23 protein-coding genes are annotated in these 23,431 nt (G+C 57.8%); 17 read left to right on the forward strand and 6 right to left on the reverse strand.

All coding sequences use genetic code 11. The features are described from left to right. Positions 1 to 76: 76 nt before the first annotated feature. The 3 genes from DBR30_RS19840 to DBR30_RS19850 all read right to left on the reverse strand — a co-directional run bounded on the left by DBR30_RS19840 (position 77) and on the right by DBR30_RS19850 (position 2,940). Entirely contained in the window at positions 77 to 316 is a 240-nt protein-coding gene (locus tag DBR30_RS19840) for a FeoC-like transcriptional regulator (protein WP_005350974.1), read from the reverse strand. Then, positions 313 to 2,583 carry a Fe(2+) transporter permease subunit FeoB gene (feoB, locus tag DBR30_RS19845; protein ID WP_108540272.1) on the reverse strand — a complete coding sequence of 757 codons (2,271 nt, stop codon included), beginning with the start codon at positions 2,581 to 2,583 and terminating at the stop codon, positions 313 to 315. The genes DBR30_RS19840 and feoB overlap by 4 nt, the downstream gene beginning before the upstream one ends. A 129-nt stretch (positions 2,584 to 2,712) precedes the next feature. Beyond that, positions 2,713 to 2,940: a FeoA family protein gene (locus DBR30_RS19850; RefSeq protein ID WP_005337384.1), complete on the reverse strand. Its 228-nt coding sequence runs from the start codon at positions 2,938 to 2,940 to the stop codon at positions 2,713 to 2,715. Positions 2,941 to 3,059: 119 nt separating this feature from the next. Between DBR30_RS19850 and DBR30_RS19855 the strand changes: the two genes are divergently transcribed. From DBR30_RS19855 to DBR30_RS19910, 11 genes are all read left to right on the forward strand, one after another. Beyond that, complete coding sequence (locus tag DBR30_RS19855; RefSeq protein ID WP_005350971.1) at positions 3,060 to 3,389, forward strand: translation initiation factor; 330 nt, start codon at positions 3,060 to 3,062, stop codon at positions 3,387 to 3,389. 259 nt (positions 3,390 to 3,648) lie between these two features. Continuing rightward, on the forward strand, positions 3,649 to 4,206 hold the full coding sequence (locus DBR30_RS19860; RefSeq protein ID WP_005346773.1) for a TMEM165/GDT1 family protein: 558 nt from the start codon (positions 3,649 to 3,651) through the stop codon (positions 4,204 to 4,206). A gap of 163 nt (positions 4,207 to 4,369) precedes the next feature. Further along, on the forward strand, positions 4,370 to 5,308 hold the full coding sequence (locus DBR30_RS19865) for a DUF2157 domain-containing protein (RefSeq protein ID WP_108540269.1): 939 nt from the start codon (positions 4,370 to 4,372) through the stop codon (positions 5,306 to 5,308). Continuing rightward, on the forward strand, positions 5,301 to 6,305 hold the full coding sequence (locus DBR30_RS19870) for a DUF4401 domain-containing protein (protein WP_108540266.1): 1,005 nt from the start codon (positions 5,301 to 5,303) through the stop codon (positions 6,303 to 6,305). The genes DBR30_RS19865 and DBR30_RS19870 overlap by 8 nt, the downstream gene beginning before the upstream one ends. Further along, positions 6,302 to 6,820, forward strand: a complete 519-nt coding sequence (locus DBR30_RS19875) for a GDYXXLXY domain-containing protein (protein WP_108540264.1) — start codon at positions 6,302 to 6,304, stop codon at positions 6,818 to 6,820. The genes DBR30_RS19870 and DBR30_RS19875 overlap by 4 nt, the downstream gene beginning before the upstream one ends. Positions 6,821 to 6,891: 71 nt before the next feature. Beyond that, positions 6,892 to 7,638, forward strand: a complete 747-nt coding sequence (locus tag DBR30_RS19880; RefSeq protein ID WP_108540261.1) for a substrate-binding periplasmic protein — start codon at positions 6,892 to 6,894, stop codon at positions 7,636 to 7,638. Between the two features lie 130 nt (positions 7,639 to 7,768). Next, complete coding sequence (locus DBR30_RS19885) at positions 7,769 to 8,515, forward strand: substrate-binding periplasmic protein (RefSeq protein WP_108540258.1); 747 nt, start codon at positions 7,769 to 7,771, stop codon at positions 8,513 to 8,515. Between the two features lie 122 nt (positions 8,516 to 8,637). Next, a complete protein-coding gene (locus DBR30_RS19890; protein WP_108540256.1) occupies positions 8,638 to 9,393 on the forward strand; it encodes a substrate-binding periplasmic protein in 756 nt (251 codons plus the stop codon). A 729-nt stretch (positions 9,394 to 10,122) separates the two neighbouring features. Next, the gene (locus DBR30_RS19895) at positions 10,123 to 11,916 is read left to right on the forward strand and encodes an ATP-binding protein (RefSeq protein WP_108540253.1); all 1,794 of its coding nucleotides are present in this window, start codon (positions 10,123 to 10,125) and stop codon (positions 11,914 to 11,916) included. A 155-nt stretch (positions 11,917 to 12,071) separates the two neighbouring features. Continuing rightward, entirely contained in the window at positions 12,072 to 12,854 is a 783-nt protein-coding gene (locus tag DBR30_RS21415) for a DUF6615 family protein (protein ID WP_219927583.1), read from the forward strand. 143 nt (positions 12,855 to 12,997) lie between these two features. Next, positions 12,998 to 13,285: a hypothetical protein gene (locus DBR30_RS19910; RefSeq protein WP_108540251.1), complete on the forward strand. Its 288-nt coding sequence runs from the start codon at positions 12,998 to 13,000 to the stop codon at positions 13,283 to 13,285. A 135-nt stretch (positions 13,286 to 13,420) separates the two neighbouring features. Here the strand turns inward: DBR30_RS19910 and cysS are convergent, their stop codons facing one another. Further along, complete coding sequence (cysS, locus tag DBR30_RS19915; protein ID WP_041208491.1) at positions 13,421 to 14,797, reverse strand: cysteine--tRNA ligase; 1,377 nt, start codon at positions 14,795 to 14,797, stop codon at positions 13,421 to 13,423. 212 nt (positions 14,798 to 15,009) lie between these two features. Between cysS and DBR30_RS19920 the strand changes: the two genes are divergently transcribed. The 6 genes from DBR30_RS19920 (at position 15,010) to DBR30_RS19945 (ending at position 21,730) form a co-directional block, all read left to right on the forward strand. Continuing rightward, entirely contained in the window at positions 15,010 to 15,507 is a 498-nt protein-coding gene (locus DBR30_RS19920) for a peptidylprolyl isomerase (RefSeq protein ID WP_005337417.1), read from the forward strand. After that, positions 15,497 to 16,306: a DUF4269 domain-containing protein gene (locus tag DBR30_RS19925; RefSeq protein ID WP_108540248.1), complete on the forward strand. Its 810-nt coding sequence runs from the start codon at positions 15,497 to 15,499 to the stop codon at positions 16,304 to 16,306. The genes DBR30_RS19920 and DBR30_RS19925 overlap by 11 nt, the downstream gene beginning before the upstream one ends. Then, positions 16,303 to 17,058 (forward strand): UDP-2,3-diacylglucosamine diphosphatase, encoded by a 756-nt coding sequence (lpxH, locus tag DBR30_RS19930; RefSeq protein WP_108588493.1) that lies wholly within the window; start codon positions 16,303 to 16,305, stop codon positions 17,056 to 17,058. The genes DBR30_RS19925 and lpxH overlap by 4 nt, the downstream gene beginning before the upstream one ends. A gap of 297 nt (positions 17,059 to 17,355) precedes the next feature. After that, positions 17,356 to 20,790, forward strand: coding sequence for an ImpA family metalloprotease (locus DBR30_RS19935; protein WP_108539772.1), 3,435 nt, complete (start codon positions 17,356 to 17,358; stop codon positions 20,788 to 20,790). A gap of 257 nt (positions 20,791 to 21,047) precedes the next feature. Next, positions 21,048 to 21,224, forward strand: a complete 177-nt coding sequence (locus DBR30_RS19940) for a DUF3606 domain-containing protein (RefSeq protein ID WP_019445078.1) — start codon at positions 21,048 to 21,050, stop codon at positions 21,222 to 21,224. A 257-nt stretch (positions 21,225 to 21,481) separates the two neighbouring features. After that, on the forward strand, positions 21,482 to 21,730 hold the full coding sequence (locus tag DBR30_RS19945; protein WP_005359720.1) for a GlsB/YeaQ/YmgE family stress response membrane protein: 249 nt from the start codon (positions 21,482 to 21,484) through the stop codon (positions 21,728 to 21,730). A 66-nt stretch (positions 21,731 to 21,796) separates the two neighbouring features. Here DBR30_RS19945 and DBR30_RS19950 read toward each other — a convergent pair whose 3' ends face one another. Then, the gene (locus tag DBR30_RS19950) at positions 21,797 to 23,152 is read right to left on the reverse strand and encodes a sensor histidine kinase (protein WP_108588494.1); all 1,356 of its coding nucleotides are present in this window, start codon (positions 23,150 to 23,152) and stop codon (positions 21,797 to 21,799) included. A 43-nt stretch (positions 23,153 to 23,195) separates the two neighbouring features. Next, positions 23,196 to 23,431, reverse strand: a 236-nt coding sequence (locus DBR30_RS22655; protein ID WP_258224520.1) for a winged helix-turn-helix domain-containing protein, incomplete at its 5' end; no start/stop codon positions are given.

The raw sequence follows: 23,431 nt of genomic DNA on the forward strand, positions 1-23,431 counted from the left end.
ATAAAAACGGCAGACCCTTGCGCAGGATCTGCCGTTTTTTGTTGTTCGATCTTTGGTAATGAGGTTGGGTAGTCGTTTAGCGGATCTTGATGCCAATCTGGCCCGCGTCACACCACTCGAACATCACCTCTTCGCTCTTGCCGCAGCAACTGCCACCACAGACCCGACTCTCGCGCTTGATGACCCGCCCCTTGCGCATCCAGACGCCGAGCATGGCCTCCACCGCATCTTCCGAGGTGTGGAAGTGGCGAGCCAGATCACGCCGGCTCACCTTCTGCTGCGCGGCGAGGTAATCCCCCAGCTCGCGCAGGATCATAAGGTCACCACCTTGCGGGCGACGATGTCACCGTGACGGCGACCGGCCCACCAGAGCAACACCAGAGAGAGGCCATAGCTGACGATCCAGAACAGGCTCTGCTCCGGATGAGCGGCAAAGGTCGCAACCTGATAGAAGAGGGTCGCGCACATAAAGGCCATATAGTTGCACCATACCGCCGTCATCAGCGCCCACTGACGACCGGTTTCCCGCACCAGCGCGCCCATGGCGGCGGCGCAAGGCATGTAGAGCAGCACGAACAAGAGGTAGGCAAAGGCACCGGCCGCCCCGTCGAAGTGGGTCTGCATATTGCCGTAGGTGGAGACATCCACCTCCTGCGCCTCGGCGGCAGCTTTCTGGTCGTCGAGGTTGCCAACATCAAGTCCCATGGGGTCACTCGGGTTGATCTCCGCCAGATTGGCCGCCACGGCATCGATCGCCTCGTGGAAGCTGGCCACCAGCGAGAACTCACTCTCCTCCTCTGCATCGCCACCACCGGCGTAGAGGCTGTTGAGGGTACCGACCACCGCCTCTTTGGCGAAGATACCGGTGACGATACCGACCGTGGCCTGCCAGTTGTCATCGCGTACACCTATGGGGTGCAGCACCGGGGTCACCGCCTGGCTTATCTTGCTCAGGACCGAGCTCTCCTGCTCCTGATGGCCAAAGCTGCCATCGGTACCCAGGGAATTGAGCACGCTCAGCACGGCAACCACCAGCACGATGGTTTTACCTGCGCCAAAGACGAAGGATTTGAGCTTTTGCCAGGTCTTGATGGCAACGTTGACCGGACGCGGCCACTCGTAATCCGGCATCTCCATCAGCATGGAGTCGCTCTTGCCCGGCAGCAGGGTGCTGCGCAGCAACAGGCCGGTGAGCACCGCCACCAGAATGCCGATGAGGTAGAGACCGAACACCAAGTTCTGGCCAGACTCGGGGAAGAAAGCCACCGCAAACAGGGCGTAAACCGGCAGACGGGCACCACACGACATGAAGGGGGCCATGGCGGAGGTCATCAGCCGCTCCCGCTCGGAGTTGAGGGTACGGGTCGCCATCACTGAGGGGACGGTACAGCCAAAGCCCATCAGCATCGGCACGAACGCCTTGCCCGGCAGGCCGAGGCGGCGCATCAGAGCATCCACCACGAAGGCTGCACGGGCCAGATAGCCGGAGCTCTCCAGCACCGCGAGGAACAGATAGAGGCAGCCAATCACCGGAATAAAGGTGGCCACGGTCTGCAAGCCGACGCCAAAGCCATCAGCCAGAATGGCGCCCAGCCATTCGGGGGCATTGACCAGCCCCAGCAGGTGGTGCACCCCATCGACAAACAGGGCGCCGCCCATGATGTCGAAGAAGTCGATAAAGGCGCTGCCAACGTTGATGGCAAACAGGAACATCAGGTACATGACAAACAGGAAGAAGGGGATGCCAATCCAGCGATTGAGCAGCACCCGATCCAGCCACTCGCTCTGGGCCTCGGTGAGCTTGCCCTTCTGCTGACGAGCCTGTTGTACCCACTGGTGGATATGGCCGTAGCGAATATCCGCCAGTTGCAGGTCGATATCCTGTCCCTGATGGGCGCGAGCCACTACATTGGCGGCGGCCGCCTGCTGACCGGGCAGCAGGGTCTCCTGCATCACCGCATCCTCTTCCAGCAGGCGCAGGGCGCGGCCACGGGTAGTGAGGTGATGCGGGGCGAGCAGGGTCTCCAGCTCCGCCAGATCGGTTTCAAGCGCGTGGCCATAATCGAGCTGCAAGGCGGCTTGCGGCTGACCGATAAACTGCCGGATCTGCTGTTTGAAGGCGGCAACCTGCTTGCTGTTGTGGGCAGAGAGGGCCACCACCGGGCAACCGAGGGATTTGCCGAGCTTGCTCTCGTCGATGACGATGCGGCGCTTTTGCAGGATATCCATCTTGTTGAGCACTACCACCATGGGCAGGCCCAGTTCGCGCAGTTGCAGCGTGAGGTAGAGGGAGCGCTCCAGATTGGCGGCGTCGATGACGTTGAGCAGCAGGTCGGGTTGTTGGCCCTGGGCAAAGCGGCTGGCGATCTGCTCGTCCAGACTGCCATCCTGACTGGCCAGGCTATAGATGCCGGGCAGATCCATCAGCTTGAAGTGATGCTCACCCGCGCTGAACTCACCCATCTTCTTGTCGACGGTGACACCACTCCAGTTGCCTACCTGCTGGCGGGCGCCGGTCAGGGCGTTGAACAGGGAGGTCTTGCCGCTATTGGGGTTACCTACCGTTACCAGGGAATAATTCATACCAGCTCTACCTCTATTTTCTTCTGAACCCGCCGCGTGCGTGTGGCAAGCCGCTTTGCAGGTTCGACTTCTTGTCTCTGAACCGCTCCCGGTGACGTTTCTAAACGGGAGCGGCAGCCGAGCAGGGGGTTATACCGGCTCGACTTCTATTTGCTGGGCCAGACTCTTTTGCATGGAGAGACAGATCCCCTGGCACTGGATCTGGAGCGGGTCCCCCAGGGGGGCGGAGCGCAGATAGATGACTTCAGTCTGGGGCAACAGGCCCATCACCATCAGTTTGCGGCGCAGCGGCCGGGCGAGCTGATTCATATTCTTGATGCGAGCACTCTGTCCCGGCGACAACTGCGTGAGTACCATGACTGACTCCTGAAGTTAAACAATAATAATTCGCTTTTACTTGGGGCATTATAAGCTGTGTCTTCAACTTTTATTTGAGTAAAATCAAACTCCGCTTAGCTAACCGATAAAGTATTGCCATGAGTCACGACAACAATAGCCGCCTCGTTTACAGCACAGATGGCGGCATGATCAAGGAGCAGAGCGCTCCCCAATCCGCCTCCCCCTTCCCCACCGACGGCACCGTACGCATTCGCCGCGAGACCAAGGGGCGCAAGGGTGCCGGGGTGATCACCATTCATGGCGTACCCGCCGAACAGCAAAAATCCCTGGCCACCCTGCTCAAGAAAAAGTGCGGCACCGGAGGCGGTATCAAGGAGGGAGTGATCGAGATCCAGGGGGATAAACGGGACCTGATCAAAACCGAGCTGGAGAAAGCCGGTTTCAGCGTCAAGCTGGTGGGTGGCTGATCCCCTTGTCACTCATGCGGTTTTTCACTAGAATGCCCGCTCCCATCGAGGGGGAGTAGTCTCGCACACCGGTGCCATTCATTGCATGAATACCGGTTTGCGACCCTGATCAACATACTTGGTGCCAAATCACCATGGTCAGGGTGATCCATGCCAGCCATGGATTTGACAAGACCTTTGACGGGCCAGTGCCAATACCGGGGACGGATGGCGCAGGCTTGTCTTTGGTTTATAACAATTCCGTCCCCCGGTCATTTTTATGGAAGCCTTGTTAACCTCAACCCTCAGCGTCGCTATTGCCGAGATCGGCGATAAAACCCAGCTGTTGGCGTTGCTGCTCATCTGCCGTTTTCGCAAGCCCTGGCCCATCATCGCCGGCATGCTGGCGGCTACCTTGCTCAACCATGCGGGCGCTGCCTGGATTGGTGAGTTCATCAGCCGCTGGCTCGATCCCAAGATAATGACCTGGCTGGTCGCCATCGCCTTTATCGCCATGGCTATCTGGATTTTGGTGCCGGACAAGATGGATGACGAGGAGAGCCCGCTGGATAAATACGGCCCCTTTATGGCCACCTTCGTACTCTTCTTTATTGCCGAAATTGGCGACAAGACCCAGATTGCCACCGTGCTGCTGGCCGCCAAGTATGACTCGCTGGTGCAGGTCATTACCGGTACCACCCTCGGCATGATGCTGGCCAACGTGCCTGTGGTGCTGATCGGCAAGCTGGGGGCGGACAAGCTGCCGCTCAAGGGGATCCGCATCGCCTGCGCCATCCTCTTCGTCGGCCTTGGGGTGAGCACTCTGATCTTTGCCTGATCGCCTTTTCCGCTGCTCAAGCCCTCCCCTGTGGAGGGCTTTTTGTTTACTGCTGTGTCTATTGCGTAATCCGCTGTCGCAACCACCAACCGTAGAGCCAAGGGGCAGTGCACGGTTGCGGGTGCCTCATGCCATAATGGGGCAAACCTCGTGGAGTCCCCCCATGCACAACATATCAAGAGAGACGCTTCTCGAATGGGTCAAACAGGGACGGCTGGCGCCAGAGAAGCTGGCGGACGCCCTGACCCTCGCCGATCTTCCCCCCCATCCGGCGCGCTGGCAGTGGCTGTTTGACCGGCTGCTGCTCTGGCTCGGCGCCCTCTGTATCGGGGCTGGCCTCATCTTCTTCGTCGCCTTCAACTGGCAAGAGCTGGGCCGGGTCTCCCGCCTCGCCCTGCTGGAGGCGCCGCTGCTCGCCATGCTGCTTCTGCTGTGGCGCAAGCCCCTTGGGGAGCCCCCCCGTCAGGCGCTGCTGCTCGCCATCGCCCTCAATATCGGCGCCCTGCTGGCGCTGGTGGGTCAGACCTACCAGACCGGCGCCGATCCCTGGCAGCTGTTCGCCACCTGGGCGCTGATGCTGATGCCGCTGGCGGCATTTGGCCAAAGCCCCCTGCTCTGGACCTTAAGCTGGCTGCTCGGCCAGATGGCGCTGGTGCTCTACTGGCGGCTCGGTTTGTTCACGTTCTTCTTTACTTTCGATGAAGAGGGCTTGGGCTGGTGCCTTACCCTGCTCAACGCCGCCCTCTGGGGTCTGCTTCTGCTGGCACCAAACCGCTGGCGCCTGATGCCAAGCTGGCTGGCGGGTCTGGCCGCAGGTCTGGGGGCCTCCCTGCTCACCCTGCTGGCGCTGTTTGATGCCGCCTCCCCGCTGGTGTGGCCGCTCTGGCTTGGCTGGCTCGCTGCGGCCTATGCCCTTTGGCACCACAGATTTATCGCCGGACTCGCCATGGGGTGCCTCAGCCTGATTGCCGTCATCCTCGCGGCGCTGGGCAAGTGGATGGAGCCCGACATCAACGGCTTCTTGCTGCTGAGCCTGATTGCCATCGGCCTTTCTGTCACCGCCGCCCGCTGGCTGCAACAACAACGGAGGTCTCATGAGTGATCTGACCCTTTGGCAAACGCTGCAACAGGCCAATCTGGTGGAAGGGGAGATGCCCCGTGATACCCAACCTCACTGGTCGAGCCGTTTTATGCTGGGGCTGGTGGGCTGGATTGCTGCCCTGTTCCTGCTCTTTTTCCTGTTTCTCACCTTCGAGCAGCTGACCCGCGAGGCCAACAGCGCCCTGTTGCTGGGAGCTGTGCTGCTGGCGGGGGCCTACGCCCTCAATCGCAGCCAAAGCGGCGATCTCTGGGATCAGTTCGTGCTGGCCCTTACCCTGGCGGCTGATGCCTGGCTGCTCTATGGCCTGATCGATCAGATTGACTATCATCACGCCCTGCTCTGGTTCGGCCTTGCCCTGCTCTCGCTCACCATCGCCGTGCTGTTCGATCACTGGCTGGTGCGGCTGTTTCACAGCGTAGCGGCGGCCCTGCTGCTCACCCTTGGCCTCGCCTGCCTCGGGCTGCAACTGCTGGCCCTGCCGCTGGTGATGGCGGCCATCACCTTCTGCTGGCTGCGGGCAGATAGGGATCCAGAGCGCCACCAGCTCTACCACTCCATCACGCTGGGGCTGGCTCTCTCTCTGCTGGTGCTGGGGCGTCTGCACCACCCGCTCTGGGACGGCGGCAGCAGCGTGCTGGACGAACTGGGGCTATCGCGCCTGCCGCACTGGCTCAATCCCCTGCTCTGCGCCGCCCTGCTGTTGGCGGTGATGGTGAAGCTGAGGCTCCCTCTGCTGTTTGGCCTGCCGTTGGTGCTGATCAGCGCCATCATCCCCGGCATGGGGGCAGGTGCACTGGTGCTGATCCTCGGGTTTTATGCCGGCAGTCTGGGGCTGATGACCCTCTCGGCCCTGCAGCTGCTCGGCTATGGCTCCCTCTATTACTACGATCTGGGGCTCACCCTGATGACCAAATCCTGGCTGCTGCTGGGCTCCGGCATCCTGCTGCTGGGGGCCCGCCAGCTGCTCACCACCTTTGCGGCAAGGAGCGACTCATGAAACCTGTGACCCGACAACTCGCCCTGTTGCTGAGCGGCCTCGCCATCCTGGCAGGCATCAATGCCACCGTCTGGCGCTATGAGTACGCCATGAGCAGCGGCGAAGTGGTGCTGCTGCGGCTCGCTCCGGTCGATCCCCGCTCCCTGATGCAGGGGGATTACATGCGGCTCAACTATGAAATTGCCCGCGAGCTGACCAGCCGCGACGCCCGTGCGACTCAAGACAAGGGCAGCGACACCCTGGTGATCCGCCTCGATGCCCATCAGGTGGCTAGTCTAGTGGCCGATGGCAAACCGGATCGGCTCGCCAGCGATGAGCGGCTATTGCAAGTGCACCAGAACGAACGGCAGTGGCAGATCGGCCCCGATGCCTACTTCTTTGAAGAGGGCACGGGGCAGCAGTACGAAGCGGCCCGCTACGGCGAGTTCCGGCTGCAAGCGGATGGCAAGACCCTGCTGGTGGGGCTGCGGGACGAGGCCTACCAGCCCATCGGGCAGACCCGCGCTCGCTGGTAACGGCAGTGAGTGGCTATTTACTCTGTTCATGGTCACACTCAAGGGAAGGTTGATCGCTAAGGATGTTCCCAATGAGGATATGGCTGATCTGTCATCTGTTGCTGCTCTGCTGGGCCTCGACGGCCCGGGCTGATCTGGGCAAGCTCGAGTACCTCACCGAAGAGTACCCCCCCTACAACTTCAGCGATCCGCAAGGCCAGCCCACCGGCCTTGCGGTCGATCTGCTGCAGATGATCTGGCAACACAGCGACGTGACGCCCCAGCCGGTGCGCATCCTGCCCTGGGCCCGAGGTTATTACTTGCTAACCCAGAAGCCCAATGTGGTGCTCTTCTCCACCGCCCGCACCCAGGCGCGGGAGGATCTCTTCAAGTGGGTCTGCCCCATCGGCTACTCGGAGTACATTCTGCTGGGCCGCAAAGCGCAGAACATCACCCTGACCGCCTTCGATCAGATGAGTCAGTACAAGATCAGCGCGGTGCGCTCGGACGCCGCCGAGCAGCTGCTGCTCAACAACGGCATGGATGACAACAACATCATCCCGGCCAACCGCCTGTCGCAAGGATTGAAGATGTTGCTGTCCGGCCGCGCCGACCTGCTCGCCACCAGCAAGCTGGCGGGATATGACGCCATCCGCGAACTGAAGCTCAATGGCGACGACTTCAACGTGGCCATGGTGCTGAGCGCCGAGCAGCTCTGCTACGCCTTCAGCCGTCAGGTGCCCGACAGCGAGATCACCCTCTTTCAGCAGGGCCTGACCCGCGCCCTCGCCTCGGAGGAGTTTCGCAAATTGCAGGCCAAATACCTGCCGGTGCGCTGAGCACTCACTCACCCGATGGGCAGCAGTTCGCTGCCCATTTTATTGATGAAAGATGCAATAGAGGTGGCTAGCTATTCCCGACGCAAGCAGTCAAACTGGGCTACATAGTTGATTGTGAAGGATCTTTCCCGTGCGGACATGGCACCTACCTCATCTGCTACTGCTCTTGTGGGCCACCTTCGCGCAGGCCGATCCGGGCAAGCTCGAGTATCTGAGCGAAATCTCTCCCCCGTTTAATTTCAGCGACCAGCAAGGGATGCCGACTGGATTGTCGGTGGAGCTGATGCAGCTTATCTGGAAAGCGCGCGGCGTGTCGCCCCAGCCCATCCGCATTATGCCCTGGGCCCGGGGCTACAACCTGCTGCAACAAAAACCCAATGTGGTGCTGTTTGCCACCGCCCGCACCCCGCAGCGGGAGGCACTCTTCAAGTGGGCCTGCCCCATCGATCACTCGGAGTTTGTGCTGCTGGGGCGCAAGGTGGACAACATCACCCTCAGCTCGGAGGCCGAGATCAGCCGCTACAAGGTCGGCGTGGTGCGCTCCACCGTCTCCAAACAGCTGCTGCTCGAACGCGGTATCGATGAACGCCAGCTGATGCTGGCCAATCGCCTCACCCAGGCGGCCAAAATGCTCACCTCAGGTCGCGCCGATCTGTTTGCGACCAACAAGCTGGCGGGCTATCAAACCCTGCAGCAGCTTGGCTTCAAGCCGGATGACTTTCATGTCGCCTTCGTGCTGGATGCCAGACCGCTCTGCTACGCCTTCAGCCGTCAGGTGCCCGACAGCGAGGTCGCCCTCTTTCAGCAGGCGCTGACCCAGGTCGTCGCCTCAGCGGATTTCTCGGCCCTGCAAGCCAAATACCTGCCGCTGCGCTAACGCCCAGATCGCCGCCGACATAGGGCGCAAGCGCTTTTTTGCCAAACATGCTCCGTCGCCTTGGCGAAATCGGCCAGCTTGGTCACACTTGAGCAGATATTCCCTTGATCAGGATGGCAAAAATGAAACCATGGATTGGATTGGCCGGGGCGCTGCTGGCCACCCTCGCACAGGCGAGTCCTGAGCTCGGCAAACTGCACTACATCACCGAAGAGTACAAACCCTACAACTACGCCGATGCCAGCGGTGCCCCCACCGGCCTCGCGGTCGAACTGCTGCAACTGGTGTGGAAAAAGACCAATACCCCGGCGCAGCCCATCACCATCATGCCGTGGGCGCGCGGTTACTACCTGCTGACCCAAAAGCCCAATGCGGTGCTCTTCTCCACCGCCCGCACTCAGGCGCGGGATCCCCTGTTCAAGTGGGCCTGCCCCATCGGATATGCCGAGATCGTGCTGGTGGGGCTGGCCGATCGCAATATCACCATAACCAAGCTCGACGATGCCAAGGCGTTCAATATCGGGGCGGTGCGAGCCGATGTGGGGGAGCAACTGCTGCTCAACAACGGCTTTGACGAGAGTAAACTGATGGCCGCCAACCGGCTGGCACAGGCGCTCAAGATGCTCACCTCAGGCCGGGTCGAGCTGGTCTCCACCAACAAGACCACCATGGAGCAGCTGATCGTCGAACAAAAACTCGATCCCGCCCGCTTCAAGGAGCAGTGGGTGCTGAGCTCGGAGCAGTTCTGCTTCGCCTTCAGCCATCCGGTGAGCGACGAACTGGTCAAGGAATTCCAGACCGGCTTGACCCAGGTGCTGGCGAGCAGCGAATACCCGCTGCTGCACAGCAAATACTTCCCTACCCCCGCCGCCAAATAGCGGCGTCGAACGCCAATAACAAGGGGCCCACTGCGGGCCCCTTCGCTTTTTACCGTTTGCGCTCTCCTCCTTTACCGATTGCGTCCCCCTCGCGGCGTCACCCCACCGCCCTGCCAGCTCCAAGTCCCGACAACCAACAACTAATCGCTAATTAATAAAAGTTTGTGCCAGCTCAAAAAATCACTCTTTTCTGATAGTTATCTCATCAAAACCATAGATAAGACCACTCTGGCTCCGTAATATGGCGACGGGCGTCTGTTGACCCCTTTTCCGAGATCAATGGTCAACGGCGCAATCTGGTAGCGACAGTCAGGGGCGGTAGCCACTTTAGCGGAGACCAGCCGGTCTCCCGCGCCTGCGCCAAGGTAACCGCCCCTCTCCCCCTGCGGGAGAGGGTTCGGGTGAGGGGTCACCAACCCCGTTGGCATGACTTCGCCAGCAGGGTCGGTAGGGTCGATTAGTGCAGAGTAATCGTCCGTGCTAACCGATCCCCTTGCAGGTGAAGCCCATGGCGCAATCCGCCAAGCCTGACGCTGCAAGCAAACCCGCGTCGAATAGAGGGGCAATTCACTTCGTTCATTGCACCCTACGGTACTGGAAGAATGGGCCCCAAATAATGGGGAAGGCCATTTTTCAACCACTTTAAAAACACAGCCTAGTGCCGCCTTCTATCTAATCACTGTTATGTGTCTATTCTAATTAGACGAAATATTTTAAAAAGGACATCAGATGAAGCTAGAAAAATTAATTCTTGAGAACTATCGAGGTTATCAAGAAAGGACTGAGATCGTGATTAATGAGTTAACAGCATTAATCGGTCGAAATGACGTAGGAAAAACTACTGTACTTGACGCTTTGGGTGTCTTTTTTGGTCACAAACTTTGTAAATATGACATAAGTGATAAATGTGTATACGCAGCCGAAAATGATGATGTGAAGATAGGTTGCGTATTTTCTGGTGTACCAGAAAGTTTAGTTTTAGACGCTAGCTCTCAGACCACTTTTAGCAATGAGTATCTTCTAAACTCAGATGGTCATTTAGAGCTTCACAAAATATATACAAAAGGTAAAGGAGCGGGAGCAATTCACGCCTATTGTCGCCATCCGTCCGCAAGAGATGTTAAAGGTATCTTGCTAAAGAAAAACGATGAACTTAAAGCAATCGCACAATCTCTTTCCATTAATGTTGAAGATCGGCGCTCTAACGTTTCACTGCGACAAGCAATATATCAAGAGAAAGATGATTTGCGCCTAACCAACCAGTTAGTTTCCTTGAGTAAGGAAGACGGTAAAGCGATTTGGGAACAAATACAAACATATCTCCCACATTTTGCATTGTTTAGAGCTGATCGCCCAAGTACGGATGAAGAGTCAGAAGTTCAAGACCCAATGAGAGCAGCTGTAGTAAATGCTCTAGATGAACTGGAAAGTGATCTAAATGACATTAAACAGCGAGTTAAAGAAAAAGCCTTAGCTGTTGCTACAAATACTATTAGCCACCTAAATGATATTGACCCAAATCTAGCACAACAATTAGCTCCTGAATTTAAAGCGGAGCCGAAATGGGACAGTATTTTCAAGCTCTCTTTGGTTGGTGATGACGGAATTCATATTAATAAGCGTGGTAGTGGTGTTCGTAGACTTATACTTATTAGTTTTTTCAAAGCTGAAGCTGAGCGCATCAAGCAGGAAAACTCTGGTCGAGGTGTTATTTACGCTATTGAAGAACCTGAAACATCTCAGCACCCTAGTAATCAGAAATTGCTCTTAGAAGCTTTTAGTGAACTGTCTAGCCTAGAAAACTGCCAAGTAATACTAACAACTCATGTTCCAGCTTTAGCGGGTCAGCTACCGCTAGAAAGTATTCGTCATATTCACAGGAATGCTTCAGGTGACCTGGCAATAACTCAAGATAACGATTCGGTATATGAATATATTGCAAAAGACTTGGGTGTTCTGCCTGACAGTAGAGCCCAAGTGTTTCTTTGCCTTGAGGGACCGAATGATGTGAACTTCTTTAAAGGTATGTCTCGCATATTACTACGTGATGGGGCTAAGGTGCCTGATTTAAATAGTGACCCAAGAGTAGTGTTATTACCCTTGGGTGGTTCAACACTAAAAGACTGGGTTAATCGTCACTATTTGAAAAATGTTGGTAAACCTGAAATACATATTTATGACCGAGATACTGAGGAGCCACCTAGATACCAACAAGCATGCGAAACAGTTAATGCTCGAGGAGATGGTTCAATAGCGTTTCTGACAAGCAAGCGTGAAGCCGAAAACTATTTGCATGTCGATGCCATCAAACAAGCTTTCCAACTAGAAATTGACCTAAAAATAGATGGTCAAACTGATATTCCTAATTTGCTAGTAGAGCACACACCTTATAAAGAAAGTAACGTTAAGAAAAAACTCAATAGTCGTGCAGTTTCTTTTATGAGCAAAGAGCTTCTTGAGCAAGTCGATACTAACGGGGAGGTATTGGAGTGGTTTAATGCAATTAATTCAAGATTAAGTTAATTGTAACCCGCGACACATAACAAACGCTTCAAGAGGGACAGCCAACACGCGGCATTTTTACTATGCGTTGGTTTTTTTATTACTGCGTTATACGGAAGCTTTGCCGTGGTGTTGGCAGCCCATTAATCAGGCGTTAAATTAACAGGGGGAGTATTGTGCTAAAGCATCATTTAAATGTTGTTTGCGAAGATGTGTGGAATCGTTTGGATAACTCTAATAAACTCGGAATTACACAAGGAGAAGAGACGCTAACGGATAACATTCTTCTTTATTTGGCTTCGCAAAACCTCTCCGAGATAAAGATAATTCAAACCCCAAAGTACAAAGAAGCAGAAATGGGAACTGATTGGGAGTGGTGGATTGGTAATGCGCAAGATGGATATCTTCGTTATGCAGTCCAAGCCAAAAAGCTTGATCTTAAAACCTCTCGCTATTCCTCTTTAAATCATAAGGTTGGATCTGGAATTACAGCAAGAAATCAACATGATGTACTTGAAGATTATGCAAGAGCTAATAAAGCAATACCGCTGTATGTTTTTTATAATCATCTTGAAAAGAAAGATTATCCAAAGACTTGGAATTGCCCGCTACCTATAGAGCACTCGAAGTTAGGATGTACAGTTACACCGCTAGCAAATGTCAAAAAAGCTATATCGACTAGAGGTTGTAGAACTTTCCAAAAAATACATGACTTTCCTGAAACGGTTCCTCTCCGCTGTTTGGCGCAGTGCCCTCGAATTATCTGTAAAAGCATGGACAGTGGTGAGCATGATATTGAAAGATTTGGAGTAAGAGCAAAAATTTATCGTAATCCATGGGAATGGATCAGCGAAATGGGGCACCTTGATAGCCCTAAACAGATGCCAAGTGAGTTCTACAATCACGATCTTGGTTATTATCCAAAACGAATTTTAATCATAGAAACGGGCGAGAGTTAATTTAACAAGGTGTTCAAGATGGACAGCCAACGCGTAGCATTTTCACTATGCGTTGGTTTAAGTGATGAAGATTGTTTGCGGCGGTTTTTCTATTACATTGCTCACCCCGTAACAGTGCGTTATATGCCAAAGGAGAAATCTACATGGGACGTAGAAATTCAATATTAGAAGAACTGTTAGAGCAATTATGGGAACTTACTGGCTACTTTTGGCAAGTTGGAGTCGCTATTACTCTTCTGCTTGCGTATCTCACCTACCGTACATATAACTGGATGTCCAGCGTAGAACAAAGCTCATCTGGCAAGCCAATCAATGTCTTTTTTGAACAATTGTATTGGCTGTATTATTTTATTCCGTTACTTTTCCTATTTTTAACTGTTATGTTCGGTTTAAAAAGTTATGCCTCATATCGTAAGCAAAAAGGCATATAACATAGCATTTAAAACATTGGTCACCGTAAGGATGCCAAGGCTTCGGCAGACCACAAAAAAACCGCAGCCCCAGGGCTGCGGTTTTTTTTATTGGCTCAACCTGTTGGCTCCAGACACCAACAAGGCCCACCGGCCTTAGGCACGGCGCCAGCTGGTCTTGCCGGCACTGTCTTCCAGCACGATACCCATCTCGGTGAGACGGTTGCGGGCGGCATCCGCCGCAGCCCAGTTCTTGTCGGCACGGGCCTGATTGCGCTCGGCGATCAGGCGCTCGATTTCGGCAACCTCTTCGTCCGCTTCGTCACCCTTCAAGAAAGCCTCGGGGTCTTGCTGCAGGATGCCGAGCACGGCGCCCAGCTCGCGCAGACGGGCGCCCAGCGCGGCGGCAACGGCCATGTCTTCACCCTTCTGGCGGTTGATCTCCCGCACCAGATCGAACAGGGCGGAGTAGGCTTCCGGGGTGTTGAAGTCGTCGTCCATCGCTTCCTTGAAGCGCGCTACCTGCTCGTCACCACCGGCAGCCGCGGCCACCGGCAGATCGCGCAGGGCGGTGTACATGCGTTCCAGCGCGGCGCGGGCTTGCTTCAGGTTATCTTCCGAGTAGTTGAGCTGGCTGCGGTAGTGGCCAGACATCAGGAAGTAACGGACGGTTTCGGCGTCGTAGTGGGCCAGCACGTCGCGGATGGTGAAGAAGTTGCCAAGGGATTTGGACATCTTCTCTTTATCCACCATCACCATGCCGCTGTGCATCCAGGTATTGACGTAGTCGCCACCGTGGGCGCAGCAGGACTGGGCGATCTCGTTCTCGTGGTGCGGGAACTGCAGATCGGAGCCACCGCCGTGGATGTCGAAGTGGTTGCCAAGGTGCTTGGAGTTCATGGCGGAGCACTCGATGTGCCAGCCAGGACGGCCCGGGCCCCAGGGGCTTTCCCAGGTCGGCTCGCCGGGCTTCGACATCTTCCACAGCACGAAGTCCAAGGGGTTGCGCTTGGCATCCACCACGTCAACGCGGGCACCGGCTTGCAGCTGCTCCAGATCCTGGCCGGAGAGCTTGCCGTAGTCGGCATAGGATTCGACGATAAACATCACATCGCCGTTATCCGCCACGTAGGCGTGCTCTTTTTCCAGCAGGGATTGCACCAGCTCGATGATCTCTTCGATGTGCTGGGTGGCGCGCGGTTCGATATCCGGGCGCACCATGCCGAGGGCGTCAAAGTCGGCGTGCATGTCGCCAATCAGACGCTCGGTCAGCTCATCGCAGGTCACTTGGGTCTCGGCGGCACGCTTGATGATCTTGTCATCCACGTCGGTGATGTTGCGTACGTAGGTGAGGTCGTAACCGGCGTAACGCAGGTAGCGAGCGACTACATCAAAGGCGACGAAGGTGCGGCCGTGGCCGATATGACAGTGATCGTAGATGGTGACACCACACACATACATGCCCACCTTGCCCGGGTGGATAGGTTTGAATTCTTCTTTTTGACGAGTGAGTGTGTTGTATATCTTCAGCATCTTCTAACCACTGCCTGTGAGTAAAATGGTTGGTCATGATACCCCGTTCAGGGGCAGAAAACGAGGCAGAAAAGCGGGCCAATCCCGCCTGCCAGCACGGTTACGGCGCCTGAGAGACTATGCCGCCAGCCCCTGATGGGCTAGAATTGCCACCACTTTATGCCATACACCTGCGGGCACTTCGTCGTCCGCACCAAATGAAAGGACATATCATGGTCACTCTGCACACCAATCACGGCGACATCACCCTCACCCTGAACGCTGAAAAAGCCCCGGAAACCGTGGCCAACTTCCTGCAATACTGCCGTGACGGTCACTACGACAACACCATTTTCCACCGCGTCATCGACGGCTTCATGATCCAGGGCGGCGGCTATGCCCCGGGCTTTGAAGAGAAAGACACCCGCGCCCCCATCAAGAACGAAGCGGCCAATGGTCTGTCCAACAAGATCGGCACCATCGCCATGGCTCGCACCATGGAGCCGCACTCTGCCAGTGCCCAGTTCTTCATCAACGTGAACAACAACGACTTCCTCGACTTCAAATCTGCCACCACTCAGGGCTTTGGCTACTGCGTATTCGGTGAAGTGACCGCCGGTATGGACGTGGTCAACAAGATCAAGGGCGTCAAGACCGGTAACTACGGCCGCATCCACCAGGACGTGCCGGTAGAAGACGTGGTGATCACCAAGGTGACCCTTGCTGACTGATCTCTGCCGACTCGGCACTGACAAAACTGCGGCCCCGGCCGCAGTTTTTCCATCTGCCTCCCCCACTGCCAGCCCAAACTGGCGCCGCCTCGACTATCTGGCCCACGGCAACCCGCGCCAGCGCTCGGCCCATGCCCTGCTCACCGCCGGTGTGTGGGATGAGCTGGCCACGCAGTGCAGCGATATGGCGCTGGTGAGCACGCTCGCCATCGGCCTCGATCGGCCGGGCAGCGATCTCGATATTCTCTGCCAGCATCCAGATCCCGCCGAATTTGCCGCTACTTTTGCAGCCCAAGGTTGGCAGGCGAGCGCCAAGGGCGACAATGTCTGGCTGCTGGAGCGCATCTTTTCCTACCTCGACCAGCACTTTGCCGAGAGTAGTGCCGATAACGGTTGTGATAACCGCATCACCAGCTGGCCGCTGGAGCTGTACGTCACCCCCGCCCCCATCGAGACGCTGAACGGCTGGCGCCACCTCACCCTGATGGCCGCGTTGCTCGAGCGGTTTGGTGATGCCTTCTACCGCGAAGTGCTGCGCCTGCGCCTTGAAGAGGGATTGAAAGGGGAAGCAGCCATGTGCCGGTTGCTGGGGCTGGCTGGCGATCCTTATGCTGCGCTGCTGACGCTGGAGGGATGCAATCTGGCCGAGCTGTCATGGCAGCCGCCATCCCGTGACGATATCCATACCTTAACTGGCGCGGCGGCGCCTGCAGCGCACTATTTGTCCCTTGTTGTTTCTACTATCTCTGCCACCCCTGTTTACCCTGTTTCGACCAAGAGCCCGACCCCCACATCATGAGCACCCTCTTTATCAGTGACATTCACCTCTCTGCCCAGCGGCCCGATATGACCGCGGCACTGGTGCGCTTTCTCGAGCACGACGCCCCCGGCGCCGATGCCCTCTATGTGCTGGGGGATCTCTTCGAATTCTGGATTGGCGATGATGACCCCAATCCGCTTCATAAACAGATGGCCGATGCCTTCTTGGCCCTGAGCCAGCAGAACGTGCCCATCTACTTTATCCACGGTAACCGTGACTTTCTGCTGGGGCAGCAGTTTGCCAAGCGCGCTGGGATGACATTGCTGGGTGACCCTTGCGTTATCGACCTCTATGGGGAGCGGGTAGTGCTGAGCCACGGCGATCTGCTCTGTACCCTGGATGAGGGGTATCAGAAATTTCGCCGCATCACCCAGCTCAAGTGGCTGCGCTGGCTCTTTTTGCGACTGCCGCTCGCCCGCCGTCAGGCCATCGCCTGCAAGATGCGCGGCCAAAGCCAGATGGAGAATGCCCACAAGAGCCAGATCATCATGGATGTGACGCCCGCGGCGGTTGACGACACCCTGCGCGCCCACGACTGCCGAATGATGATCCACGGCCACACCCACAGACCCGCCATCCACGACTTCACCCTCGATGGCCACCCCGCCCGCCGCATCGTGCTGGGAGACTGGTTCGAGCAAGGCTCGGTGCTGGTCTGCCGCCCCGGCGAGCAGCGGCTGGAAATGCGGGCGCTGGCAACGATCGGCCCCGCCGCTCACCCATCCGTCTGACATCCCCCCTGCGAGGGTTGCAGGCAAAACCTGCGGCCCATCATCCTCAGTTAACCCGGTGAACCGACTCATTACGGTGTGCTCAGGCTGGTATGGCCTGTGCTGATGGGGTGCTCGCCCCATCCCTATCGGTTCTGCTGCGCCAGCAACACCACATACGGCAAAAGCCGGCCAAAAAAACATCCAAGATGCTGAAAATAAAGCAAAATGACAATTCAGTCAGCGTTGAAATAAGCAAGACAGCTCATTAGACTACCGACTCCCCTACCCGTCGTAACACAAGGAACGTATCAAACAATGAAAAAGACGGTTCTCACCCCCTTACTGGCGCTGTTGATCACAGGCTGTGGCGGCGGTGATGGCGAACAGGAAGAGACCCCTATCCGCCCCCCTGTCACCCCCAACTATTTCGAGGCATCCAGCCAGAGCAGTGCGGGCGGACAGTTGACCCCCACCAGCCTACGGTTGGCGGCGGGTGAACAGGGGCGCTTCTCGGTACAGGCTGACAGCGGTTATCTCCTGAACGAGATAAGCGGATGTGATGGCACCCTGGACGGCCTCACCTATACCACTGGCCCCATGCGCAGCGATTGCCAGATCTCGGCCAGCTTCACGCAGGAGAGTGCCGCCGTCTATTTCAACGCCACCACCCAAGCTTCTCAGGGGGGAGCACTCAGTCCCGACGCCCTGCGTCTGAACGCCGGTGAGCAGGGTCGTTTCACCGTACAGCCCGAGAGTGGCTTCGTACTGACACAGATCGCAGGGTGTGAGGGCACCCTGACGGGTAATACCTACACCACAGCCCCCATGCGCGCCGATTGTCAGATCTCGGCCCGCTTTATAAGCGATGCCGCCAATGCGATTGCCCGGGAAGATCATACCCTTGCCAGCGAGCAATCCCTGATCGCCCATGCCCGTGCGGCGATTGCCGACAGTGAGGCGCACCGCACCGAGCTGGTTCGCAGCCTCTATCAGGGAATGGCACAGATCAGCTGGAACCCGAGCCACGACTCCATCACCTTTTCCAGCTTCCAGCCGGAGAGCACGGTGACCCTGCTCCCCTCCAACATCAATGGCAAGGGGGAGAGCGAGATCCGGGGGCTGGTGATGGTCTCCGAGCAAGCCGATTACCGTCAGGCCGCCATGGGGGCGAACCTGTTTTCCGTTGACCGCACCCCGCAGAGCGAGGCGCTGCTCAAGGGGCTGATTGGCTGGCTGACCCGGGGCAAGGATAGCGATGGCCTGCGCATCCTCACCGCCCAGATGCCAAGCCGCGCCGATAGCGTCTATTTTCCCCATAACGAAGGCGTGCGGGACTGGCTCAAGGCGATCTATCCCGACAAACACAGCATCAACCCGGCCAATACCTGCGATTATCAGGCGCTGAGCGACTGCATCGACACCATGGCGCCGGAGCTTATCGTGATCAGCGATATCGACCGCCAGGGGCTGGGGTATCAAGGTATCGCAGAGGCGATCGCCAAGGCCAAAGCGGCCGGGATCCCGCTGCTGCTCTCCAACTATCGGCGCGATGCCAGCCCGCTGCTAAGCCCCCTCTATCTCGATATGGGGCTGGTCACCTGGGGCAACTACTGGTCAAAACTCAGAGCCAGCGATCTGGCAGTGGACACCATCATGGCACCCGACGCCCAGCTGATGGCGGTCGATACCCTGCTTGGCAACCTTCTGGATCGCAACTTCACGACCCAGTGGCTCGATAGCTGCGGCGGCAACTTTATCAATTGCGGTGGGTCGGAGAGCTTCAACCAGCAGTTCAAGCTGGGTGCCGACTGGCTGAGAAATGCGGCCATCACCCTCGACAAGGCCGGGATCAGTCCCTTTGTCCGTGACGGCGTGACACTGTTGCCCGCCACCCTGCTGCTGGCCGACAAATACCGTGCCGCCATCGACTACCCCATTGCCTGGGATGAACATCAATCCTGGCAGCAGGCGATGTTTGCCGACTGGCTGGTGAGCTATGCCCGCACCCGTACCCCGGCCCAGCCCGATCTGGGGGAGTACGTCACCGATCGCAGCAAAGTGGTGAAAGGTGAGGCCGCCCACTATGCCTATCCCGCGACGCTCACCGACAGTCGGCGCATTGCGGTTCCCTACAGCGGGCAGTGGACCACCACCGGCTGGTATGCCCTGCCGGGACAAACCATCACCCTGAGACGCACCGATAACGCCGATGTGTCCGCTACCGTCCGACTCAACTACCACAGGCCCAACACCAATCGCGCCTATGAGCAGAAGATCTATCGAGCCCCGCTGGAGCTGACCACCGGACGACTGATCTTGGCCAAGGGGGGCAGTGTCACCTTCACCTCTCCTTATGGCGGCCCTATCTACCTCTATCTGGAAGGGGGGGCAGCATCGCTGGCCGTCCAGGTGAGCGCCACGGGCGTCACCCGTCATCCGGCCATCATGGATTTCAGTGATGAGCAGCAGATACGAGAGTTCAACGAGCGGCTGGAACAAACCGAGCTGCCCCATATCGATCTGCGGGCCGATGGCGCCGAACAGCATCTGCGCCGGGATCGCTTCACCAAGGCGGTGGGTGGCGTCATCCCCGACACCAATGCCCTGCTCGACAGCATCGCCCGGGATCACATCAATGGCGTCTACACCCTGGCGGGCCTGAAAATTCAGGGCAAGGGGCTCGATGAGTCGCTGCCTGCGGATGTTAAAAACGCCTGCGTGGCACTGCTGGGGGAGGGTTGTCTCGATGAGTCGATTCATACCCGCACCATCATCCAGCATGCCAACTATGACCAGAATGCCCATTGCGGCAGTGGTTGCAGTGGCAACCCGTGGGACTCTTCCGGCAGCATCAGCCCGACCGGCTGGCTCGACAATCACGAGCTGGGCCACAACCTGCAGACCAACCGGTTGAACGTGCAGTACGCTGCGGCAGACGATGCCGATAACTGGAGTGGCTACGGCAGCCGGGCGGGGGAAAACTCCAACAACATCTTCCCTTATGTGGTGAAGTGGCGCGCCCATTATCTGAGGGATAGCAACACGGCGCCCATCAAGGATGGGCACATGAATCACAAGGACCTCTTCTATGTGTTCATGTCTGATGCGGCGCAGGTACGGGACAGGAGTGGCAACCGCGTCGTGCTCGGGGCCAACTGCCAGGTACTCGATACCGGCGAGAGTCGCTACGAAGCCCCCTGGAAGAGCAATGCCTACGCCGTCCACAACGGCTATCGCATGGCGTTTTATATCCAGATGGCATTACGCGCCCACCGTATGATCCTGACTGATGGCACCCGGCTGAACGATGGCTTCACTATCTTCACCCTGCTCTATCAGCATTCACGGATCTTCGGCGCGGCAGCAGACAGTGAAGCGCAGTGGAATGCCAGCAAGGATAGGCTCGGCTTTAGCCTGTTCCCCTACTCGGGGCATGCAGTCTATGGCGGTAAACGGGTGCGCGACATACCGGGCAATGACTTTATGCTGGTTGCACTCAGTCGGCTCACCGGTTGGGACTGGCGCAATCACTTCGATCTGCTTGGCCTGCGTTACTCCAGCCTCGCGGTCGCTCAGGTGCAGGCCAACCAGCGTTATGGCAGCCTGCCGATGGGGATGTATGTGCTGGAGGATGACCTGCCCCCAGCCAACATGAGCGAAGGCGTCACATTCCTGCCGCTCTCTGAAAGCGACGGATCCACCCTCTGGCCCCGCAACAGTGGCTCGCCAAGCGCCTGCCCAACACCCTGAATAGGGTCATCGCGATAACCACAACAAGCGCCCGGCAGGGCGCTTGTTGTTTATCCGGCCTCTGGCCCCGTTGTTGATGATGTGAAGAGGGTGGAATAAGTGGTGATCGCTCACAGATCAGCAAAGCAAACCTGTACTCCTCCTTCAGTCCCCGGGTTGTGTGAACCCCGTCACCTTGCCCCTTGCCAATTGAGAGGATGATGGCGCTCAGGCAGAAACGTCTTTCTCGCCAGCTATTTCAACAAGTTGAGGTTTGTATGCCTGACAGCAATGCGGTCGCTCACCCGTTCGATGCCAAGAAGATCAATGTCAACGATCCCTATGAGATGAAACAGTGGATCAAAATGTTCGAGTGCACCGAAGTCCAGCTGAAGCGGGCGGTCAAGGCAGTCGGCACCTCAGGCAAGGCGATCCGAAAACACCTCAAGAAGTGAGGGCACAACCCCGTCACAAACCCGGCCCCGCTCGCGGGGCTTTTCTCATCTTGGCCTTTACGTGGGCCATCCCCGCCCCTGTTTGGCGGCTCACATACCGCCATTCAACCGCTAACAACCGGACTGCGCAGCCCGGATAGATGAGGTCAGCGCCGGCCGCCGTCCGACAGCTTGTGACCAGCCAGCACCGTCTGGCCCTTCGCATCCCGGCATCCCTGCCTATAATGCGGGCTCAAACACACAGAGAGGATTAATCCATGGGCTTTATCACCTGGATCGTATTGGGACTGTTGGTGGGTATTCTGGCGAAGTGGATCATGCCAGGCCGCGACGGTGGTGGTTTCTTTATGACTGCCCTGCTGGGGATTGTCGGTGCCATGGTTGGCGGCTATGTGGGTACCCTGCTGGGGCTGGGCTCGGTGACCGGTTTCAATATCCCGAGCATCGCGCTGGCGACCGTGGGTGCCCTTATCGTCCTGTTTGTCTTCAACAAGATCCGCAGCTGACCCCCAACGCCATCTATGTGTAGATAAACAGGGCACCGCGAGGTGCCCTCTCTTTTTTTATCGCCCTCACGATGTTGCCAGCGGCAAGATCAGCCTCACCAGCAAGCCCCCCAGCTGGGTTGCCGGCAGCAACACCACCTCGCCGTGGTGGTAGTGGGCGATATCGCGCACCAGCGCCAGACCAAGCCCCGCACCCGGCTGTTCGCTCCCCTGCTCGAGGCGCTGAAACGGCTGCCAGACCCGCTCCGCCAGCTCGGGGGCGATGCCGGGGCCGCTATCCTCTACCTCCAGCCAGATCTGCCCGTTGCTTCGCACCACCCGCGCCGTCACGGTGCCGTGGGGTGGGGTGTATTTGATGGCGTTGTCGAGCAGGTTGGCACACAGCTCCCCGAGTAGCAGCGGCTCCCCCGCCACCATGATGGCGGACTCCTCCCCCTCGTAACCGAGATCGATCCCCTTGCTGCGGGCCTGCGCCAGCCGTGACAGACAGGCCTGCTGCACCAGCGCCGTCAACTCGATGGGCTCACGTTGGCGCAGCCCGGAGCACTCGTCTGATTTGAGTCTGGCCAGCAGCAGAAGCCGCTCGGTCAGGGCGATGGTGTGATCGAGCCGCACGGCCATGGCATCGAGGCTTTCGCTCATCATGGCCGGATCGCCACTGCCGCGCGCCACCTCAACTTGGGTTTTCAAAATGGTGAGCGGCGTGCGCAGCTGATGGGCAGCATCGGCGCTAAAGCGCTCCTGCCGGGCCACCAGCTGGCGCAATCGGGCCAGCTGGCGGTTGAACGCCTGCACCAGCGGCCGGGTCTCCTGCCAGGGGAGCAAATCCGGCAAGGGGGCAAGATTGGCGGCATCGCGGCGCAAGATCTCCCGCGACAGGCGCCGCATCGGAGTGAGCAGCCGTTTGAGCAACAGATAAGCGAGCAGCAGGGTGAGCACCACCAGCGCCCCCTGGGTCAGCAGGGCCGACCAGAGCAGTTGCTCCGCCAGCTGCTGGCGACCGAGCAGGGTTTCCGCCACCGTGATGCGGGCCATGCCGTTGACGCCCCCCTCGCCTACCGGTTGCAGCAGCATCACGGCGCGAATTGGCGCCTCCTGATAAATTTCGTCATAGAAGTAAGCGAGCGCCGGATAGCGGTCGGTCAGGGGCGTGCCAACCGGCATGGGGGGCAGATCGTCAAAGCCGGAGATGACCCCATCGTCGATGCCGCGCACCTGATAGAAGAGGCGATCGCGCATGTTGCGCTCGAAGCTGTCGAGCACCACGTAGGGCACATCCACCTTGAGGATGCCATCGCTTGCCGTCAGCCGCTCGGCGACGGTACGGGCCGAAGCGAGCAGGGTGCGATCATAGGCCGAGGTGGCCGCCGCCAGCGCGCCGTAGTAGCTGTACCAGGCCGAGGCAGCCCAGAGGATCAGCAAGGGGCCCCCCAGAAACAGCAGCAGTTGATGGAGCAGGGAGCGACTAATGGGAGGCCTCCGGCACCGCTTCCAGCAGATAGCCCAGCCCGCGCAAAGTGGTGATCACCACCCCGCTGCCCACCAGCTTTTTGCGCAGCCGGTGGATATAGAGATCGATGCTGTCGAGCCCTACCTCGTCATCGAGGTTGAACACCTGCTCGAACAGCTGCCCCTTGGCGACCGGGCGCCCATGGCGGTACATCAGCGCGGTCAGCAGCGCCTGCTCGCGCGGAGTCAGGG

This window comes from Aeromonas sp. HMWF017, assembly GCF_003061465.1.
Lineage (GTDB): Bacteria > Pseudomonadota > Gammaproteobacteria > Enterobacterales > Aeromonadaceae > Aeromonas > Aeromonas veronii.

Excerpts from the sequence above, each read along its gene's own strand:
- DBR30_RS19840 (WP_005350974.1), bottom strand. The coding sequence starts at position 316 with ATGATCCTGCGCGAGCTGGGGGATTACCTCGCCGCGCAGCAGAAGGTG.
- feoB (WP_108540272.1), bottom strand. The coding sequence starts at position 2,583 with ATGAATTATTCCCTGGTAACGGTAGGTAACCCCAATAGCGGCAAGACC.
- DBR30_RS19850 (WP_005337384.1), bottom strand. The coding sequence starts at position 2,940 with ATGGTACTCACGCAGTTGTCGCCGGGACAGAGTGCTCGCATCAAGAAT.
- DBR30_RS19855 (WP_005350971.1), top strand. The coding sequence starts at position 3,060 with ATGAGTCACGACAACAATAGCCGCCTCGTTTACAGCACAGATGGCGGC.
- DBR30_RS19860 (WP_005346773.1), top strand. The coding sequence starts at position 3,649 with ATGGAAGCCTTGTTAACCTCAACCCTCAGCGTCGCTATTGCCGAGATC.
- DBR30_RS19865 (WP_108540269.1), top strand. The coding sequence starts at position 4,370 with ATGCACAACATATCAAGAGAGACGCTTCTCGAATGGGTCAAACAGGGA.
- DBR30_RS19870 (WP_108540266.1), top strand. The coding sequence starts at position 5,301 with ATGAGTGATCTGACCCTTTGGCAAACGCTGCAACAGGCCAATCTGGTG.
- DBR30_RS19875 (WP_108540264.1), top strand. The coding sequence starts at position 6,302 with ATGAAACCTGTGACCCGACAACTCGCCCTGTTGCTGAGCGGCCTCGCC.
- DBR30_RS19880 (WP_108540261.1), top strand. The coding sequence starts at position 6,892 with ATGAGGATATGGCTGATCTGTCATCTGTTGCTGCTCTGCTGGGCCTCG.
- DBR30_RS19890 (WP_108540256.1), top strand. The coding sequence starts at position 8,638 with ATGAAACCATGGATTGGATTGGCCGGGGCGCTGCTGGCCACCCTCGCA.
- DBR30_RS19895 (WP_108540253.1), top strand. The coding sequence starts at position 10,123 with ATGAAGCTAGAAAAATTAATTCTTGAGAACTATCGAGGTTATCAAGAA.
- DBR30_RS19910 (WP_108540251.1), top strand. The coding sequence starts at position 12,998 with ATGGGACGTAGAAATTCAATATTAGAAGAACTGTTAGAGCAATTATGG.
- cysS (WP_041208491.1), bottom strand. The coding sequence starts at position 14,797 with ATGCTGAAGATATACAACACACTCACTCGTCAAAAAGAAGAATTCAAA.
- DBR30_RS19920 (WP_005337417.1), top strand. The coding sequence starts at position 15,010 with ATGGTCACTCTGCACACCAATCACGGCGACATCACCCTCACCCTGAAC.
- lpxH (WP_108588493.1), top strand. The coding sequence starts at position 16,303 with ATGAGCACCCTCTTTATCAGTGACATTCACCTCTCTGCCCAGCGGCCC.
- DBR30_RS19935 (WP_108539772.1), top strand. The coding sequence starts at position 17,356 with ATGAAAAAGACGGTTCTCACCCCCTTACTGGCGCTGTTGATCACAGGC.
- DBR30_RS19940 (WP_019445078.1), top strand. The coding sequence starts at position 21,048 with ATGCCTGACAGCAATGCGGTCGCTCACCCGTTCGATGCCAAGAAGATC.
- DBR30_RS19945 (WP_005359720.1), top strand. The coding sequence starts at position 21,482 with ATGGGCTTTATCACCTGGATCGTATTGGGACTGTTGGTGGGTATTCTG.